This is a genomic window from Acinetobacter sp. SK-43 (assembly GCF_015351505.1).
GTDB classification, from domain to species: domain Bacteria; phylum Pseudomonadota; class Gammaproteobacteria; order Pseudomonadales; family Moraxellaceae; genus Acinetobacter; species Acinetobacter junii.
In genome coordinates, this window is record NZ_JADKPY010000084.1 from 126,578 (window position 1) to 143,260 (window position 16,683).

Annotated in this window: 11 protein-coding genes; 8 read left to right on the forward strand and 3 right to left on the reverse strand. The window is 39.8% G+C overall.

Annotation, left to right across the window (positions count from 1 at the left end; all coding sequences use genetic code 11):
* Positions 1-8 precede the first annotated feature (8 nt).
* Together IRT38_RS16765 and IRT38_RS16770 are read right to left on the reverse strand one after the other, a co-directional pair.
* On the reverse strand, positions 9-3,728 hold the full coding sequence (locus tag IRT38_RS16765) for a UvrD-helicase domain-containing protein (RefSeq protein WP_194598292.1): 3,720 nt from the start codon (positions 3,726-3,728) through the stop codon (positions 9-11).
* 3 nt (positions 3,729-3,731) lie between these two features.
* A complete protein-coding gene (locus IRT38_RS16770; RefSeq protein WP_194598293.1) occupies positions 3,732-7,373 on the reverse strand; it encodes an exodeoxyribonuclease V subunit gamma in 3,642 nt (1,213 codons plus the stop codon).
* Between the two features lie 183 nt (positions 7,374-7,556).
* On the opposite strand from IRT38_RS16770, the gene IRT38_RS16775 reads away from it, so the two are divergent.
* A complete protein-coding gene (locus IRT38_RS16775; RefSeq protein ID WP_194598294.1) occupies positions 7,557-8,063 on the forward strand; it encodes a hypothetical protein in 507 nt (168 codons plus the stop codon).
* Positions 8,064-8,084: 21 nt separating this feature from the next.
* Here the strand turns inward: IRT38_RS16775 and IRT38_RS16780 are convergent, their stop codons facing one another.
* The gene (locus IRT38_RS16780) at positions 8,085-9,503 is read right to left on the reverse strand and encodes a phosphate--AMP phosphotransferase (RefSeq protein WP_194598295.1); all 1,419 of its coding nucleotides are present in this window, start codon (positions 9,501-9,503) and stop codon (positions 8,085-8,087) included.
* Between the two features lie 204 nt (positions 9,504-9,707).
* Here IRT38_RS16780 and IRT38_RS16785 point away from each other — a divergent pair, with 204 nt between their 5' ends.
* The 7 genes from IRT38_RS16785 to IRT38_RS16815 form a co-directional block, all read left to right on the forward strand.
* Complete coding sequence (locus IRT38_RS16785) at positions 9,708-10,415, forward strand: FFLEELY motif protein (RefSeq protein WP_194598296.1); 708 nt, start codon at positions 9,708-9,710, stop codon at positions 10,413-10,415.
* Positions 10,416-10,608: 193 nt separating this feature from the next.
* Entirely contained in the window at positions 10,609-11,553 is a 945-nt protein-coding gene (gene ubiE, locus IRT38_RS16790) for a bifunctional demethylmenaquinone methyltransferase/2-methoxy-6-polyprenyl-1,4-benzoquinol methylase UbiE (protein WP_004916798.1), read from the forward strand.
* 10 nt (positions 11,554-11,563) lie between these two features.
* Entirely contained in the window at positions 11,564-12,232 is a 669-nt protein-coding gene (locus IRT38_RS16795) for an SCP2 domain-containing protein (RefSeq protein ID WP_004958639.1), read from the forward strand.
* A 12-nt stretch (positions 12,233-12,244) separates the two neighbouring features.
* Positions 12,245-13,864, forward strand: coding sequence for an ABC1 kinase family protein (locus IRT38_RS16800; protein ID WP_194598297.1), 1,620 nt, complete (start codon positions 12,245-12,247; stop codon positions 13,862-13,864).
* Between the two features lie 102 nt (positions 13,865-13,966).
* The gene (locus tag IRT38_RS16805) at positions 13,967-15,133 is read left to right on the forward strand and encodes a hypothetical protein (protein ID WP_194598298.1); all 1,167 of its coding nucleotides are present in this window, start codon (positions 13,967-13,969) and stop codon (positions 15,131-15,133) included.
* Positions 15,130-16,446: an FAD-dependent oxidoreductase gene (locus tag IRT38_RS16810; RefSeq protein ID WP_194598299.1), complete on the forward strand. Its 1,317-nt coding sequence runs from the start codon at positions 15,130-15,132 to the stop codon at positions 16,444-16,446. Before IRT38_RS16805 ends, IRT38_RS16810 begins: the two co-directional genes overlap by 4 nt.
* A gap of 22 nt (positions 16,447-16,468) precedes the next feature.
* Positions 16,469-16,683 (forward strand): VOC family protein (locus tag IRT38_RS16815; protein ID WP_409514099.1); only part of this gene is annotated, 215 nt, incomplete at its 3' end.

Here is a 16,683-nt window from a genome sequence, read left to right on the forward strand (position 1 = left end):
CACTTTATCTACCTTATTTTCTGATTTTTATCCTCAGAAAAATATCCCAGTATTGCATCTAATCGTAAAATAAACTCATCATTTGGCTTCCAATAAAAGTAGCCTTGCCGAGCTTGCCCATTCATACCACGCAAATACAGATAAGATGCGCCACCTAGATGTTCTGCAATATTATAATTTTGCAGTTTAACGCGAAGATAGCGATGCAAAGCGACTAAATATAACCCTGCCTGAAGCCAATAACTGGACAATGACATACTGTCAGCAATCTGTTCAGCACCATAATCTGATTGATCTGCACCTAAATAATTACTTTTATAATCGGCAATATGGTAGCGCTGACCATCAAAATAGACCAAGTCAATAGAACCATTTAGATAACGTGCTGATTTCGCTTCCAATAGTTCAGGCATATAAATGTCATATTCTTCAAACAACTGCTGTATGCGTTGCATTGCTAATACACGATCAGATAAAGACAGATAAAATGGACATTCCGATAGATACTGTCCTGCTATTAACTGCTTTAACTGAAACTCACCATTCAGAGGTGTAGCCAAAACATCTTGTAGCCATTCCGCAATCCACTGATATAACAGCTGCTCAGCTTGTAGCTGTTCTTGAAACTGCTGTTGATATAAGCTAAAAAGATCAGACCATAAACTTTGATAAGTATTCTTAAAACGGCGACGAATTTCTTCGACCCAAGTATCAGGTTGTTGAAAATCAATCAGCTCAAAAATCTCATGTAAAAAATTACCTGCCAAAGCACCCTTTGGAAAATTTTGTTTAATCCATGCGATTGGCTTCGAAACCGGTCTCTCATCAATGATGATTTGTGTGAGCTCTAATTCATCTTCAGCCTGTTGTAGATTCTGATCCATATTTGCCAAGCGATCCATACGATTGGCTTTATGTTTTAAATGTTGTGCCAAATAACTAAAGCTAGTTTTGCCGCGTGCATAAAAACGTTGTGTCGGTAAAGGCTGTGCGGCAAGTGTCAAATCTTGAGACATTTTTGCAGTACGAAGAGTTGCAGGACGTTCCTGAAGACACGCCTCATCCGCGCTATAGATATGCTGAAAAACCTCAGCTTGATTTTTCCAAAAAGCTAAAGCAGATGCTTTGGCTTTATCCCCTTTTTCAGGTTCAAACACAGCATAAACACGATGACTAGCACGCGTTAGTGCGACATACCATAAACGGTTTTGTTCGGCTTGAGCGCGTTGTTGATGCTGATTGATTTCTGTATCTTGAAGAAAATTTTTATCAGCGATCGCAACGACACGTTGTGTTCGGATTTGTCCTGTTTCAGGGAGTTGAATTTCTGTAGTGGAAAAGTTTAAAGCTTCTGATTGATTTGAGGGTGATTTATTTGCACCCAATAAAAAGACGATTTTGAACTCCAATCCTTTAGATTGATGAATCGTCATGAGTTGAACACCAGCTTCACTGGATAGTTTATGTTCCAGTTCCCACTCTCGATCACTTGGCGAATTCAGCTGTTTAAGATACCAATGATAGAGATTCTGAGGTCCTTGTACATGTTCGCTATGCTGACTCAAAATATCGGTCAAATGACGTAAATTTACCACGGCACGTTCATTATCTTTACTTTGAGTGATCACCAATTGCTGCCAAATCTCGAATTGATTTAGACATTGTTGCCACGCCACCAAGAAACCTTGGTTAATCCACATTTCACGAAGATCATCAAAGGATTGCAAGTAGTCACTTAACCCAATTGGGCTCTGCTCGAGTACTAACAAACGGTTAAGATCAAATCCAAATAAACGGCTAAGTAAGGCTCGTTTCAACTTAGCCTCATCAAAGGGATGAAGTAGAGCCGTCAATAAAGCTGCCACATCTTGTGCGATAGGCGAGTCAAATACGCTGCGTTTTGATGGTCGATTGACACGAATTCCCAAATGCTGCAATGCCTGTTGTACTTCGTCTAGCTGTCTGTGACTACGTGAGAGTACAGCAATATCATCTTCGTCAATTGCTTTCTGAGTTTCACCTTGAAGATACAGTTGATTTAAGTGTGCTTGATTGAGCAAACTTTGAATTTTCCATGCGACCTGAGTCGCTTGTTCTTTTGAGTCCGCAAGCTGTAACCAGCGTAAAGGGGCAGGATTAATTTGATGATCATCGATTAAGGCAGGATGTGGTCGCTCTCCTGCTTGAATCGGGTCATAGATCACTTGCTCGCCAAAATCTATTTGTCGTTGAAATAAAGCATCCACTACTTCGACCAGTTCTTTGACTGATCGATGGTTATGAATCAATTTATATTCGCGTCCCTGTTTTGCCATAATATCTTGATAGGCATTCAAAAAGGTCAGCATGTCCCCGCCACGGAACCCATAAATCGCCTGTTTACGGTCCCCAACCATAATCATGCAGCCCTTTTGATAACGCTGTGGATGCCGCCAAATACTCGCCAACATATCATCCTGATCTTGGTTTGTGTCCTGAAACTCATCTACCAAAATAAGCGGATATCGGGCTTGTACAAAGACTGCAAAACGTTGCCCTTGCTCACCCTTTAAAGCATCTGACAAGGTTTTAATTTGCTGAGCAAAAGTAGTTTCTCCCTTTTGTTGTAATATTTGTGGCAAACGTTTTTTGACTTCTACACACAAATAAGCTTTTAAATAAACTTGTAATTGTTCAAATTGTTGTTGAGTCTGCTGCAGAGATTGAAGTAATCGTTGTAGTTGTAAAAGGGTTGGATGTTGATAAAAACCTTCTGAAATATCAGCTGGACATTTCTTAAATATTTTCTGCTCATTGAGCTTATCTAAAAATTTAAATGCGGCATCACGTTGACTGGAAAAATAAGTATCAAAAACTTGTAAATTCTCCGTCTCAATAAGTGTTTTTAATAGTTGAGGCAGAGACTCACTGAACAGTTTATTAAATGCATGATTACGAAAAGAAGTTCCATTGATATGTGAATAATGTGCACCATCCAAATTAAAATATTCAGCCAAGCAATTAAGTTCAATTTGCTGTGCTTGTTGCCGCCATTGTTGCAGTTGAGCCCATTCAATCTCAGGAAAATTCGGCAACTTAAATTGTGCTGAACTAAAATTTAGTGAACTTTCGACCATACCAATAAAGTAATCGACATTCTTTAATCCGCCCACCATATAAAGTGTATCAATCAACGGTTGGGGCTGGGCTTGAATCCATTCGCGCAGTACATCGTGGATCAATTGACGGGTATAGGCTTTTGCATCTTCCGTAATTTGCGCGCGTTCGATCTTGCCACTTTCAAAAGCGAATTCTCGTAATAATTTCTGGCTAAAACTATCTAATGTGCCAACAAATAACTCATCTAACTGATCTATTACTAGCTTTAACCGTTCACAAGCATAGGCAATACGCGGTGCGAAAGTTTGTAAAATATGTTGCTTTAATGGATCATTTTCTTGCAAGGCAAACTGATAAATATCCGCTTCCAATACATTTCGAAATGGTTCCAAAAACTGTTGAACCTCAACTAAACGCGCGCGTATCCGCGTTTTTAACTCTGCTGCTGCTGCGCGAGTAAATGTTGTAGCTATCACCTGATGTGGCAAATATTTTTCTAAAAATATCCGCACCATAAGACTCGACAAGGTATAGGTCTTACCTGTTCCTGCTGAGGCTTCAATTAAATGTAAACCTTCGAATTGAATATCACGAATCGGTTGGTAAGACACTGGAAATTGTGAATGCATGTCTTACTCCACTCGTAAAAATTCAAAAATCGGTTGATATAAAGCATAAGAATAATGATCACAGGCGAATTGCAACAATGCCGTTGCATCCTGTTCCTGCAAAATAAACTGCCAATCTCGATGCTGTTGATTCGCCTCATCTTGACTGAAATCAACAAAGCCTGTGTTGTAGGTATTTTTCCAGATTTTCAGCAAATCATTTTGGCTCTCTTCACTCAGCGTATGTAGTGCATCCTGTTCAACCCAGTCATATGCTTTTCCTTTTTCCAAAGGTTTTAATAACAATGCCGCAGGCAACACCACAGGTTGCTGTTGGGCCTGTTGCCAAAGCTGTAACCAATGCTGTAGATAGTGCTTCGCCTGATGTGAACTCACCCCTTCACAAATCACGGTTTGATCACTAAATACCACCACACGACGTTTTTCAGAAGCCGTCTCTTGATCCAAAATGACAAGCCACAGCAAATACTCAAGCCAAACTTTGGCAAAGCGTTTAGCACGTGCACTCGAAGCATCTAAGCTAATCCAGTCTTGCGCGATGTGTTTGGGCGTAACGCAACTGATCTGAAGTTGTTTCGATACTCGCCAAACACGTTGCGTGGTTTCTGTTGGGGAAGTTGCATAGTCTTGCAAACGTTCTAACAAACGTTCTTGCTCAATACGACTTTGTTGCCATGCGCTGTGTTGCACTTTTCCGACAGGTAACTGATCTTGTAATAAAGCGGGTGCCGTAGCATCTATATTTTGTTGTAAAAAATGACGAATCGCGTATTTACCTAGACCATCGAGCATCAGAGGTTCAGTCTGATCCACCATTTCTGTAGCACTTAGATTTTCAATACCCAGCGTTTTAAGATACAAACGTGCAGGGAAAATCACGTCCTGAATCCATGAATGAGCATCCAGAATGATCATGTCTTGCTGTTCAAGTGGATAACTTGTATTGACCCAAGCCTGACGTTCACCCTTAACCTGCTGCAACTTGGATGCCACCTTAAACCAATGATCTTGATAGCGTATATGTCTTTGCTCAGCGATAAATCCTAATGGATCAAAAGGTTGTAAGCGATGCAAATGATAAAGTGGATAAAGTTTTGACGGGATTTGCAAAGCTTTATAATCATCCGTGCAAGAAGTTTCTGTATTGGCAAATGAGTCAGCGAGATCAGGCTTTATAATCAGTCCCAAATGATCTCGAAACCCCTGCAATACACTTGATGGCTCACGTACCTCACCATCATTCACATCAAAACCATTATAGAATAGCCAAAGCTGCTCTTGTGCTAGCAAAACTGCATCCAAAAATGCACCTTGATCATCTTCCAGTCGAGAACGATCACCTAATTGCTGACGAAGAGCATCCATTAAATCAAAGGGGATATGACTATCTCGATTAGGGAACTTACCCGTATCTAAATTCAAAAGCACAATCAATCGATAAGGAATCGGGCGAATCTGACCAATTTGGCTAAATGTAATTTGCCCTGTCGGTTCGACTTGTGCAGATTGGCTTTCTAAAGCTCGTTGAATTTCATCAACGATATAAGGCAAAGGCAGTGAAATCTGACGTAATTGAGTTTCAGCATCGTCATAATAGCTCGCCAAAGTCAGCATTCGCTCTTGCTTATGGACAATATCGCGTACTGCTTTCAAGGCAACAATATCAGCTTGTTCAAACTCTTGGATGTCTTCCTTTAGCTTTTTCAACCAAGCTTCTACAGTAAAACTCTGCCCTAACTCATGTGCAATCCACCAATTACGTCGAGCTGATAAATCTTGATAAATTTCAATCAACAAACCTATCAACTCGAAGTCACTTGGCTGAACATCTGCATAACTTAAAGTCTGCTGCACCATCACATGAGCTGGGATGGCAATCCCTAGTGCTAATCGATCTAAAGCAAACTTAAAACTATAGCGATAGTCGTCATCGCTAGCACTTAAGCTTTGCTTTAAATGTGCTGCATCCAAGCCACGCTTGAAGCCTGCATCATTTAACAAAGCTAAAATGCGTTGAGCTTGACTATAATCAAGACCATAACGTTGTTGAGTTGCGGCTAAATTCAACCAATCTGCAAAATCATTCTGAGTAAAACGCCCTTGTGGTAATTGCATCCGACCTAAAACAGCTCGCCATGCGTTGAGTGCATCAAGCTGTGCCACCCCAGCAATTTTGACGGGTAAAAACACCTCTTGAGTATGAGCAACCGCAGGGAACACACTGCGGATTAAAGGTTCTAATTCAGTTAGATTAGGCGTTAATACCAATACATCACTCGCACGGCGTGGTATGTCATCTGCTTCAGATAACCAATGCACCAATTGCTCTTTCAGCACTTCAAGTTGTCTTAAACTGGAATGACACACATGAATCTGAATCGACTGATCATTTTCAGCTAACTGATACTGTTCAGCTTTTGGTTCAGCAAGATAGAAAATATCTGACTGCACTTTACCCAATAAAGTTTCTGGAAAATGATCCACAAAGGCATCGACCCACTTCCCTTCCTCACCTGTTGCCAATTGTGATAAAAGTGAGAAATGATCTCGAGCTTGTTTACCCAGTCGAGTCAATAAAGGATGACGTGACTCACGTGCCTGCGCATTAAAAAACAAAGTGAACTGTTCAAAAAAGGCAGTTATTTCTGCATCTGTCGCCTTTGGATTCTTAAGAATAAAGCGCTCTTTGACACCAAGATCGTAACGCTGCTTCCATTGCGGATCGACACTGTCTGCCCAATACTCTTGTGACGGGTTGAAATGCAAAATCAACACATCAAGATACTGCCCTAAACGGCGTAAAAACTGTAATTGGCTGGGTGGTAAATCTAATAGTGTAAATATAATGATCTGCTTGGGAAGTTGAGCCAAAGCCTGCGTTCTTGTGCCCTCATTGTCTAAAAGTTTCCAAAAGTCGGTATCAATACGCTGCATTTCCACAAAATCCTCATGGAAATAATGCTGCCACAACCAACGCTGCCAAGCCTCTAACTGTTCGATTTGGTTCAAACTAAACGCAGACGTCTGTCGATCTGTTGTCGAGATTAACTTTTCAATATCGAGGGCTTGATTACGCCCCCATTTAGACAACCAGTTACTAGCGCAAGTACAATCCTGTACGCAGCCACGTTGGCAACTTCCGCGATAAATCATGTAGTTATTAAAAAGATGGGAGACTTGCTCAGCGACCCAATACAGCATACTTTGCTTTTTTAACTGCTTCTCTGTGCCATCTTGAAATTGGTCGGCACTGTCATAAATACGCTGCACAATCGAATATAAAGGATGATCTTCAAGCAAGCTGATCTGTGCGGACTGAATAAAAGGTTGTAAAGCTTGGTATATACGCCATTTTAAAATCAACCGTGGAATATTGGCTTTACGGACTTGTTCTTTATTTTCGAGCACCTGTTGATAGGCATACCATTGAAAACCACGAATACGCTGGTGAAATTGGTAATTCGCTGACATGCCTTGCTGCTCAGCAATTTTTTGCGTTAGCCATTGTTCTTGAGCAGGGCTAGGAACTATAAAATGCTGCGTTTGAAAAACTTGAAATGGTGACGAACTCGGCTGATTCATCGAGGCCATCACCCCTTGTAATAATACATCTAGGCGCTGACTTTGAATGACATGAATACCCATGTGTTAAAGAAACCTCTTTGATAAATCACCATTCGAATGCACAAATTCGTACACAATCATCACTATACAACTTCAACGAACTATGTCACGTTAATCTAACAATCAAATAAAAAATTTGTTTTGAAATTCATCATTCAATACGATTGAATGTACTATCAAGGGATAGACATTAGGTATAACTTTATGAAAATCGAAAAAATTCCTGATTCAATAGATCCAAGTTTGAACTTGGAGCAAATCCGTGAGGAATGTTTAGAATTAACAAAAAAACGTGCATATTGGTCTGCTGGTGCAGCAATTGTACCGATTCCATTTTTTGATGTTGTTGTCGACTTAGGCATGTTGACGCAAATCATTCCGCATATTAATGCACGCTTTGGTTTAGCCCCTGAACATATTAGTGTTTACGATCCTGAAACCAAGAAAATCCATTGGGACGAATTACGCAAACGTGGTTTTGAGTTCTCTGGTTTCGTTGTCGCACGCACAGCAATGAAAAAATCTTTTAACGGCTTTTTTACCAAAGTTGCCACTAAACAAGTGACCAAATTTATCCCTTTGGGCGGTCAACTGATCGCAGCAAGCCTTGGTTATTTTATGATGCGAAAAATCACTGAAGCACATATCCAAGATTGCTATAACTTGGCAAAACGTATTCAGCAAAAAAGTCGTAGTACGATTGTTGCCTAATTTACCTTATAACTAAGGCGGTTAGTCCGCCTTCAGTTGTTTTAGAATCGCTTTCAACACCTCGATTCTTGCTGTATTTTTATCATCAGTCGCAATCACATACCAAGGTGCATAGTCAGTATTCGTTCGCTCAAACATATCTGCCGCAGCGTCTAAATAATCATCCCACTTTTCACGATTTCGCCAATCTTCAGGAGTGATCTTAAAACGTTTATGAGGTGTTTCTTCCCTTTCTTTAAATCGAACCGCCTGTTCATCTTTACTGATCGCAAGCCAAATCTTCACCACTATGGTTTGACTATCGACTAAGCTTTGCTCAAAGCGATTAATCTCATCATAAGCACGTTGCCATTCTACAGTAGTTGCATATTCTTCAATTCTTTCGACTAAAACACGCCCATACCATGTGCGATCAAAAATCGTAATTTTCTCCCCATCATTGAGCTTATTCCAAAATCTCCAAAGATAAGGACGACGTAGCTCATACCGTTCTGGAGCTCCTATCGTATGGATTTCATATTCACGAGGGTCTAGCTTCTTCACAATCCGTTTGATTGCTCCGCCTTTGCCTGCTGCATCCATTCCTTCCAATGCAACAATCACTTTACGGTCATCATATCGAAGTGCATCAGCCACCTTTTTGGTGAGTTTACTAAGCTCATCCTTATACTGATCTTTATCCAAAACTTGTTTGGATGGTTCTAATAACTCGTTTGGAACTTTGGCTTGTTGCCACTTCTCAGTGACTTTAGTTTGATGAACAGGGAGCTCTTGTAAAGTCTGCAAAATATATTGAGCAAAACATTGATCACGTCGCTCTGCATCTTCACCATCAATCACATACCAGTCATCCGTAAATCGTTGGCTGAGACTCTGCAATGTATCGTATTGTTTTTTATTACGCCAATCTAAGCCATGCAATTTATGCCAATGCTGCTCAGATGCATCGATTTGGTCTAATCGTTTTTGTAATGATTTCCAAGATAAATCAAACCAAACCTTAATGACATGGACATTATTGTTTTGCAAATCATGTTCAAATGATCGCATCTGCTCAACATAAGCATCAAACAGTGTTTCATCCAAAGGCTTCGCAACATGCATCGCAGTAGATAACAAATCACTATACCAATTACCAAACATCACGACGATTTGCCCTTCAGCAGGAATGAACCGAGTATAGGATTGCCAGAATGTTTCATCGGCACTCAACAACTTAGGCGCATCAGCTTTCACTTTAAGATAACGAGGATCAAGCCATTCACGTAATTGCTTAACCGCTTCGCCCTTACCTGCAAGTTCAATCCCGCTGACAAGGATTAATACGCTTTTGGCATTTTTTTTATCTTGGCTATCTTTTAAAGCATATTGAGCCTCGATCAAATCCAAAGAAAGTTCTTCTTCTGATCGTAGTCCAAACGTCGGTTGTTGTGTGCTCATATTTAATTCTAAATGTTTAATTATTAAAAATAAGTATAGTTAAATCTGATAAAAAGGCATCAAATCCCGTGTACAGTTTATGTAGATTAGATTCAGTGCATATCTCGACTGACCGATTGTTAAAGATTTTAGGTTTGTGCTGTCATAGTTCTAAGTTATCATCACGCCTATGATTTTAAGGTTTTATTTCTTTTGAGTTCGAACATGTCAAAACTCGCTGCATTTGATCAACTTTTATTACAATACCAAAGCTTAAATTACCATCAAGATCCAGTTCTAGCTCAGCGTTTACATGACGTACAAGCATGGATGAAAGCACGTATTGCTGCCACACACCAAGAGTTTTTTGCCCAACCTGAAAATCAGTTGATGGCACAATACTTTTTAAACCGTTTGTATGGTGGACCAGATTTTGATGCAATGGCACAGCAGATCGAACGTCTATTGAAATATGCACACAAAGCAGAAAGTCTATTGCCAGATAATGCAATTAAAACGGGAACTAAATCGGTTAGCCTAGCTGTCTTAGCAACACGTTTGGATGAGCAAGTTGCTGTACAACTTTTACAAGATTACCCAGCTGAAACTGTATTGACTGATGAAATTATGCGTCAAACGCTCATCAAATTGGATCAAGGCGAAGATCGTTATGAGCAATTACGTCTTTTGGATGAGTTAGGTGTCGCATTAGATAAATATATGCGTTCAACCATGATGTACGCTGCATTTAAAATGTGTAAAGGCATTGCCCATAAATACCAATTCGAACGCATGTATGACTTTATTCAAGAAGGTTTTGCAGCGATGAAACCAATGAAATCAGCGGCTAACTTCATCAAAACTTTCACTGAAAAAGAGCGTGAAATTATTGAGAAGGTTCACGCAGGTCACCCAGACCCATTTCGCCCTTAAACATCAGCGTCATCTCTGATAATTTTTATTGAGAGATGACGCATAAGCATTTTTCGATTTAGAAACTCTTTTTAGTCACTGACTTTCTGTATATTATTCATAACAATTACATGCTAAGCCCTGTAAAAAATTACAAAATCTGTCATCATGCATGTTGATTCGTATCGCTAGAACGAGAGTTTAGGAGAAAACAATGTCTAACGAAAACCAACAGCCTACCCCAGAAGTTGAGCAAAAACCGAGTTCAGACAAAGTCAGTCCATTCCTAAGTTCACCGCTTCCGCAAGGTACACCGCAAGGTCAACAACAATCATTACAACAAGGACTTGCATCTACCCCTACAGGTGGCTCTGTACCAAAATACAACTTACCGCGTGGTGCCAATACAGGCAATGTCGGCGCGACCACACACTTTGGCTATCAGACTGTTAGCAGTGATGAGAAAGCTCAAAAAGTTGCTGAAGTCTTCCATTCTGTTGCGAGTAAATACGACATCATGAATGACTTGATGTCATTTGGTATTCACCGTTTATGGAAGCGCTTTGCGATCAATATGTCAGGTGTTCGTCGTGGGCAGCATGTCTTAGATATTGCAGGCGGTACAGGTGATTTAGCGAAAGTCTTTAGCCGTGAAGTCGGTCCTCAAGGGCATGTGGTACTTTCAGATATTAATGAATCTATGTTGAATGTTGGTCGTGATCGTTTGATTGATGCGGGCTGCACTAATGTTGATTTCGTACTCGCCAATGCAGAAACATTAGAACCTTTTGCGGATAATAGTTTTGATTTAGTGACGATCAGTTTTGGTTTACGTAACGTGACTGACAAAGATGCGGCTTTACAAGCGATGTATCGCGTACTTAAGCCAGGTGGTCGTTTATTGGTACTTGAGTTCTCAAAACCTGTTTTTGAGCCATTTTCAAAACTCTACGATTTTTACTCATTCACCGCACTTCCGATGATGGGTAAATTGGTGGCGAATGATTCTGAAAGTTATAAATACCTTGCCGAATCTATTCGTATGCACCCAGACCAACGTACACTTAAAGGCATGATGGAAAATGCAGGCTTCCAAAGCTGTGATTACCACAACTTAACAGGTGGTATTGTTGCAGTTCACCGTGGATTCAAACTGTAAGGCTTAAGATATGTGGTCGATTTTAGCACTCGGTGCAGTCGAACGTATCATTCATCATGTGATTGATTTGGATGCGATTACGCGTATCCAACTGAATCAATTACAAGGTCAACTATTACGAGTTGTGATCGATAGTCCACAACTCTCAGTTGATGTTTTCTTTGATGAAAATAAAGTTCGTCTAGAACCCACTGTCACTGGACAGAGTCAAACTCCTTCTATTTTTGAGCAGCGCCCTTTCGATCATCAAAATAAGATCACCGATGCCACTGCAACCTTACATGTTGCAAACGTGGTTGAACTGATTCGACTTTTGCTGAGTGATATGGATCAAATCGGTAATATTCCTTTACAGGGTGATTATCATTTATTGCAAGATATCCAGCGCATCATGCAACAGGCAGAACCTGATCTCGCTGCACATTTATCCCCTTGGATTGGTCCACAACTCGCACATGAGTTAGGAAAAATTCAGCTTGCGCCTCAGCAAATAAAGCGCTCGTTGCAAAGTCATTTGTTCTTTGTCGAAGATACACTTAAAGAAGATAGTGGTTTGTTTGCGCCACGTTGGCAAATGGATGATCTGAATCGAGAAACTCGTCAGCTCAATCAAGAAATTGATCGCTTAGAAGCAAAATTTCAGCAATTAAAATCTCAGTTTAATCCCACACAAGACTAGGTAAAATTCCATATGATTCCGCATATTACACGGTTACTCGAACTCTGGCGTATTGCAGCACATTACCGCCTTGACACCTTGTTTCCTGCGGAAGAGTTACCAGTTAAAGCACGTCATGCATTAAACATCATCAAAATGCATCCTGCTGCGTGGTCAAGTCGTGAGAAAAAGAATCCACTCAAGTTAAAAGAAGCCCTTGAGGATATGGGTCCTTTGGCCATTAAACTTGGGCAATTGCTTTCGACTCGCCGAGATTTGATCCCGCCAGAAGTGTTATCACAATTGGTTTTATTACAAGATCGTGTAAAACCTTATGACACACAATTGGCGAAACAGCGCATTCAAGACTCATTAAAAGCAGATATTACAACACTATTTCTACGTTTTGATGAACAACCCCTTGCGGCTGCATCGATTGCACAAGTTCATACTGCGGCTTTGCACGATGGACGTGAAGTAATCGTTAAGGTCACTCGTCCTGATATTCGCAGTCAAATTTTGCAAGACTTTGAGATTTTGGCATGGTTGGGCGATTGGCTAGAAAACCGTTTAGAAGCTGCGCGTGCGCTGCACTTATCTGAAATCATTCAAGATTATCGCCAAATTATCTTAAATGAACTTGATCTAAGTCTAGAAGCAGACAACACTCGCCGCATGCGTCATTACTTTACTGGCTCAAGCATGATGTATGTGCCAGAAGTCTACATGGACAGTAAAGATGTGATGGTCGCAGAACGCATCACTGGTGTTCCAATTTCAGATACTGCAACTTTTGATCGTCTAGGCATGGATCGTGCTGATTTGGCTGAAAAAGGTTTAACGATCTTCTTCACCCAAGTATTCCGTGACAACTTTTTCCACGCTGACATGCATCCCGGTAATGTGTTTGTGGAAACAATTAACCCAAGTAACCCACGCTTTATTGCGTTGGACTGCGCCATTATGGGTGAGTTGTCAAAACATGACCAAATGACCGTAGCGCGGATGCTACTTGCTGTCATGAACAGCAACTTCATGCAATTGATTCAGATCGTACATCAAGCAGGTTGGATTCCACCTGGTACGGATCAAGATGCTTTATCTCGTGAGATGCGCCGCACTGTGGGTCCAATGGTCTCAAAACCAATGGATCAATTAGATTTTGCAGGTATTTTGATTCAAGTCATGGATATTGCGCGTCGATTCCATTTAGAAATCCCACCGCAACTGATGTTGTTGTTGAAAACCTTAGTCCATGTAGAGGGCTTAGGAACTGATCTTTACCCTCAACTTGATATTTGGAAATTGGCAAAACCGATTTTGACTGAATGGGTCAAAGCCAATATGAACCCAGTTAAAAATATCAAAGAGATTGGACAACAAATCCCCGACTTACTTTTGGGTGCTCAGGATTTACCAACTTTACTCATTGATAGTTTGAATGGTTTAAAAAACCAGTCGGCATGGCAAGACAAACAACTGCGCGAAATACAACAAATGCGTTTGCAAATGCAACAGCAACAACGTCGTAGCTGGATGTTTGGCAGCACGATGTTGATTTTACTAACCATTGCCATTATTACGCCGTGGTTTGTTTCCATTGTATTGATTCTGCTTAGTAGTCTGATTGCGCTTTGGCGAGTGGTAAAATAAAGTTAATATGATAAATGTGGGGGATTTAATATGGGGTCACGGAGATATTTTCAACATAATTTTCGTCCAAAATATAAAAGCAAAATATCAGTTGAAAATGCATTGAAACATCAACAATTCATTGAAAGCATGGTAAAAGATGCTGCATTTTATTTTGTAGATGACATTAAAAGTTCAATTATACCACATAGCCTATTACATAAAATTATTCAAAAATTAAAAATAAATGAAAGTCTTTCTTTATCTGAAAAAAATTATTTAATACGCAATAATCTAATTAGTTTATTCAAATTTTCCAACAAAGACATTTCTTTCCATCAATTCCAAATTGAAGCAGAAATTGAAAAAAAAGAGAAATTAGAAAAATTTGAGGCAGAACGTCTTAAAAAGGAAAACGAAATTCATCTTGCACGGATTGCGGAACAAGCTCTTCAAGAAAGAATTGAAAACGAAAGAGCATTACGGAAAATAGCTGAAAGAGAACGACAAAAACAACTTGAATTAGATCCTTATTATATTGCAGAAAGAGCATTAAGGGAAAAAGAGAATCTTGAAAGAAAACAACTACAAAAAGAGAAAGCTTTAATTCAAAAAAAACGTAAAGCACTATTATCTCAATTTGGACTCGAGGAATCTAGCCAATACTCTGATCATCTATATGATCTTCTCAAATCTCTTAGTGAAAATAAAAGACCAACCGATGAATTAAGAGTTTGGTTAAATTCCAATCAGAATCAAGATTTCTATACGGATGCTATCCATAAAAAATATTACGCAATAGAAGCTAAATTCTATATGCAGGAATATGAAAAAAACAACAATCCACACTCTGCAATAAATGCAAGCGCTTGTTTCAGAAAGGCTAAACTTAGTAAAGAAGCCATTGATTTTTTAAATAAGATTCAAGATATTAAAAATCATAGTGATAAAAAGATCGTTTCAGCATACTTAACCACTTTTGGTGGAGCATATCGAGATTTAAGAAACTTTGCTCAAGCAAAAGAATATGCTTTAGAAGCACATCATTTAACTCCTAAAAATTTTAGACCTTGTACCCTTTTGGGAGCAATTCATATGCAATTATATGAGTCCACTCAAGGTGCAGAATGGTATGAACTTGCTGAAAGACTAGGGGCAAACAGTGATGATGTTAATCAAGATTTAATTAGAACTATCCGATCTTTAGATAAAAATAAACGTACTGAAATTATAAAAGAGTTATTAAAAAGAAATCCTAGAAGATACGCTTTCTTGAAAAAACAATTATGAAAACACCTCATTTTGCAATTATTGGTGCAGGCACAGCAGGACTCGCCACTGCGATTTTGCTTGCACGCGAAGGTCATCAAGTCACGATCTTTGAACACGTTGATGAACTCTCTCCTGTTGGTGCTGGTTTACTTTTACAACCTGCTGGCTTAGCTGTTTTCGAACATCTTGGTGTACTTGATCAAGCATTGAAATTAGGTGCAAAAGTCACGGGTTTAGAAGGTCAACTTGCAGATAAACGTCTATTGGTGAATAGTCATTACCACCAAGCTGAGGCTCATCATTTTGGTCTTGGTATTCATCGTGCCACCTTATGTCACGTCTTAACTGAAAAATTGGCTGAATATTCGAGTCATGTCACTTGGAGAATGGGACATCGTATCGACGGACTTGAGGAACTACAAAGTGAAGTTCGAATCTTTGGCTCATGCAAACACCAATTCTTCGATGATTGTTTTGATGCGGTACTGATTGCCAACGGTGCAAGAAGCCAACTTCGACCTAAACCATGGGTTAAAATCGATCAACCCTATCCTTGGGGAGCTGCATGGACAATCGTGCCTGAATGCTTAAGCTTGAATCCTGAGATTCTGCATCAATTTTATGATCGCTCTAATATTATGATGGGAATATTACCGACTGGAGCTATTCCTACAGCACCACAACAACGGCTTTCAAGTGTGTTTTGGAGTTTACCAACATCGCAACTGCAATCTTTCTTAAAAGATGAATCTGCAAAGCAGCAATGGCTAAAACAAGTTTCAGATCGCTGGCCAGATGTGGCTGAGTGGTTCAGTCAACTTTTATTAGACCAGCAAAATCAACCGCAATGGTTATCAGCTCAATATCGTGATGTGGTGATGTCAAAATTTGGTCAAGGTCGAATCGGGGTCATCGGTGATGCAGCACATGCCATGAGCCCTCAGTTGGGACAAGGCGCCAATATGGCACTGTTAGATGCATGGGCTTTTTCGCAATCATTGCGCCTCGCTCGGAAGAATCAGCAGATTGATTGGTCGATATTGTGGCAACACTATCATCAACATCGCCGCTCCTCGACTCAGTTCTATCAATTTCTCAGCCGTTTACTGACTCCTCTGTATCAATCCAACCACTGGTGGGCAGGTAGTTTACGTGACTTAATTTTCCCGTGGATGTATCAAATCCCCTATTTTCGTAAAGAAATGGCAATCACCATTTCAGGCTTAAAAAAAGGTCCTCTTCAACAAATGAGTTATCAGCAAATTGCTGAGTATCAACACCATGAAAATCGTTTGATTACAAACAATCAATCCTTACCTGAATGTGAATAAAAAAAAGAGTGTTAAATTAAATATGAAAATTAGCCATTTAGACCATTTTGTTTTGACCGTTGCTAATATTGAAATCACCTGTCAGTTTTATCAATCAGCCCTGAATTTTGAAGTCATTACTTTTGCCGAAAACCGAAAAGCACTGCAATTCGGCAATCAAAAAATCAATCTACATCAAGCTGGTAAAGAATTTGAACCTAAAGCATATCGTCCAACCGCAGGATCGGCCGATTTATG

Excerpts from the sequence above, each read along its gene's own strand:
- IRT38_RS16765 (WP_194598292.1), bottom strand. The coding sequence starts at position 3,728 with ATGCATTCACAATTTCCAGTGTCTTACCAACCGATTCGTGATATTCAA.
- IRT38_RS16770 (WP_194598293.1), bottom strand. The coding sequence starts at position 7,373 with ATGGGTATTCATGTCATTCAAAGTCAGCGCCTAGATGTATTATTACAA.
- IRT38_RS16775 (WP_194598294.1), top strand. The coding sequence starts at position 7,557 with ATGAAAATCGAAAAAATTCCTGATTCAATAGATCCAAGTTTGAACTTG.
- IRT38_RS16780 (WP_194598295.1), bottom strand. The coding sequence starts at position 9,503 with ATGAGCACACAACAACCGACGTTTGGACTACGATCAGAAGAAGAACTT.
- IRT38_RS16785 (WP_194598296.1), top strand. The coding sequence starts at position 9,708 with ATGTCAAAACTCGCTGCATTTGATCAACTTTTATTACAATACCAAAGC.
- ubiE (WP_004916798.1), top strand. The coding sequence starts at position 10,609 with ATGTCTAACGAAAACCAACAGCCTACCCCAGAAGTTGAGCAAAAACCG.
- IRT38_RS16795 (WP_004958639.1), top strand. The coding sequence starts at position 11,564 with ATGTGGTCGATTTTAGCACTCGGTGCAGTCGAACGTATCATTCATCAT.
- IRT38_RS16800 (WP_194598297.1), top strand. The coding sequence starts at position 12,245 with ATGATTCCGCATATTACACGGTTACTCGAACTCTGGCGTATTGCAGCA.
- IRT38_RS16810 (WP_194598299.1), top strand. The coding sequence starts at position 15,130 with ATGAAAACACCTCATTTTGCAATTATTGGTGCAGGCACAGCAGGACTC.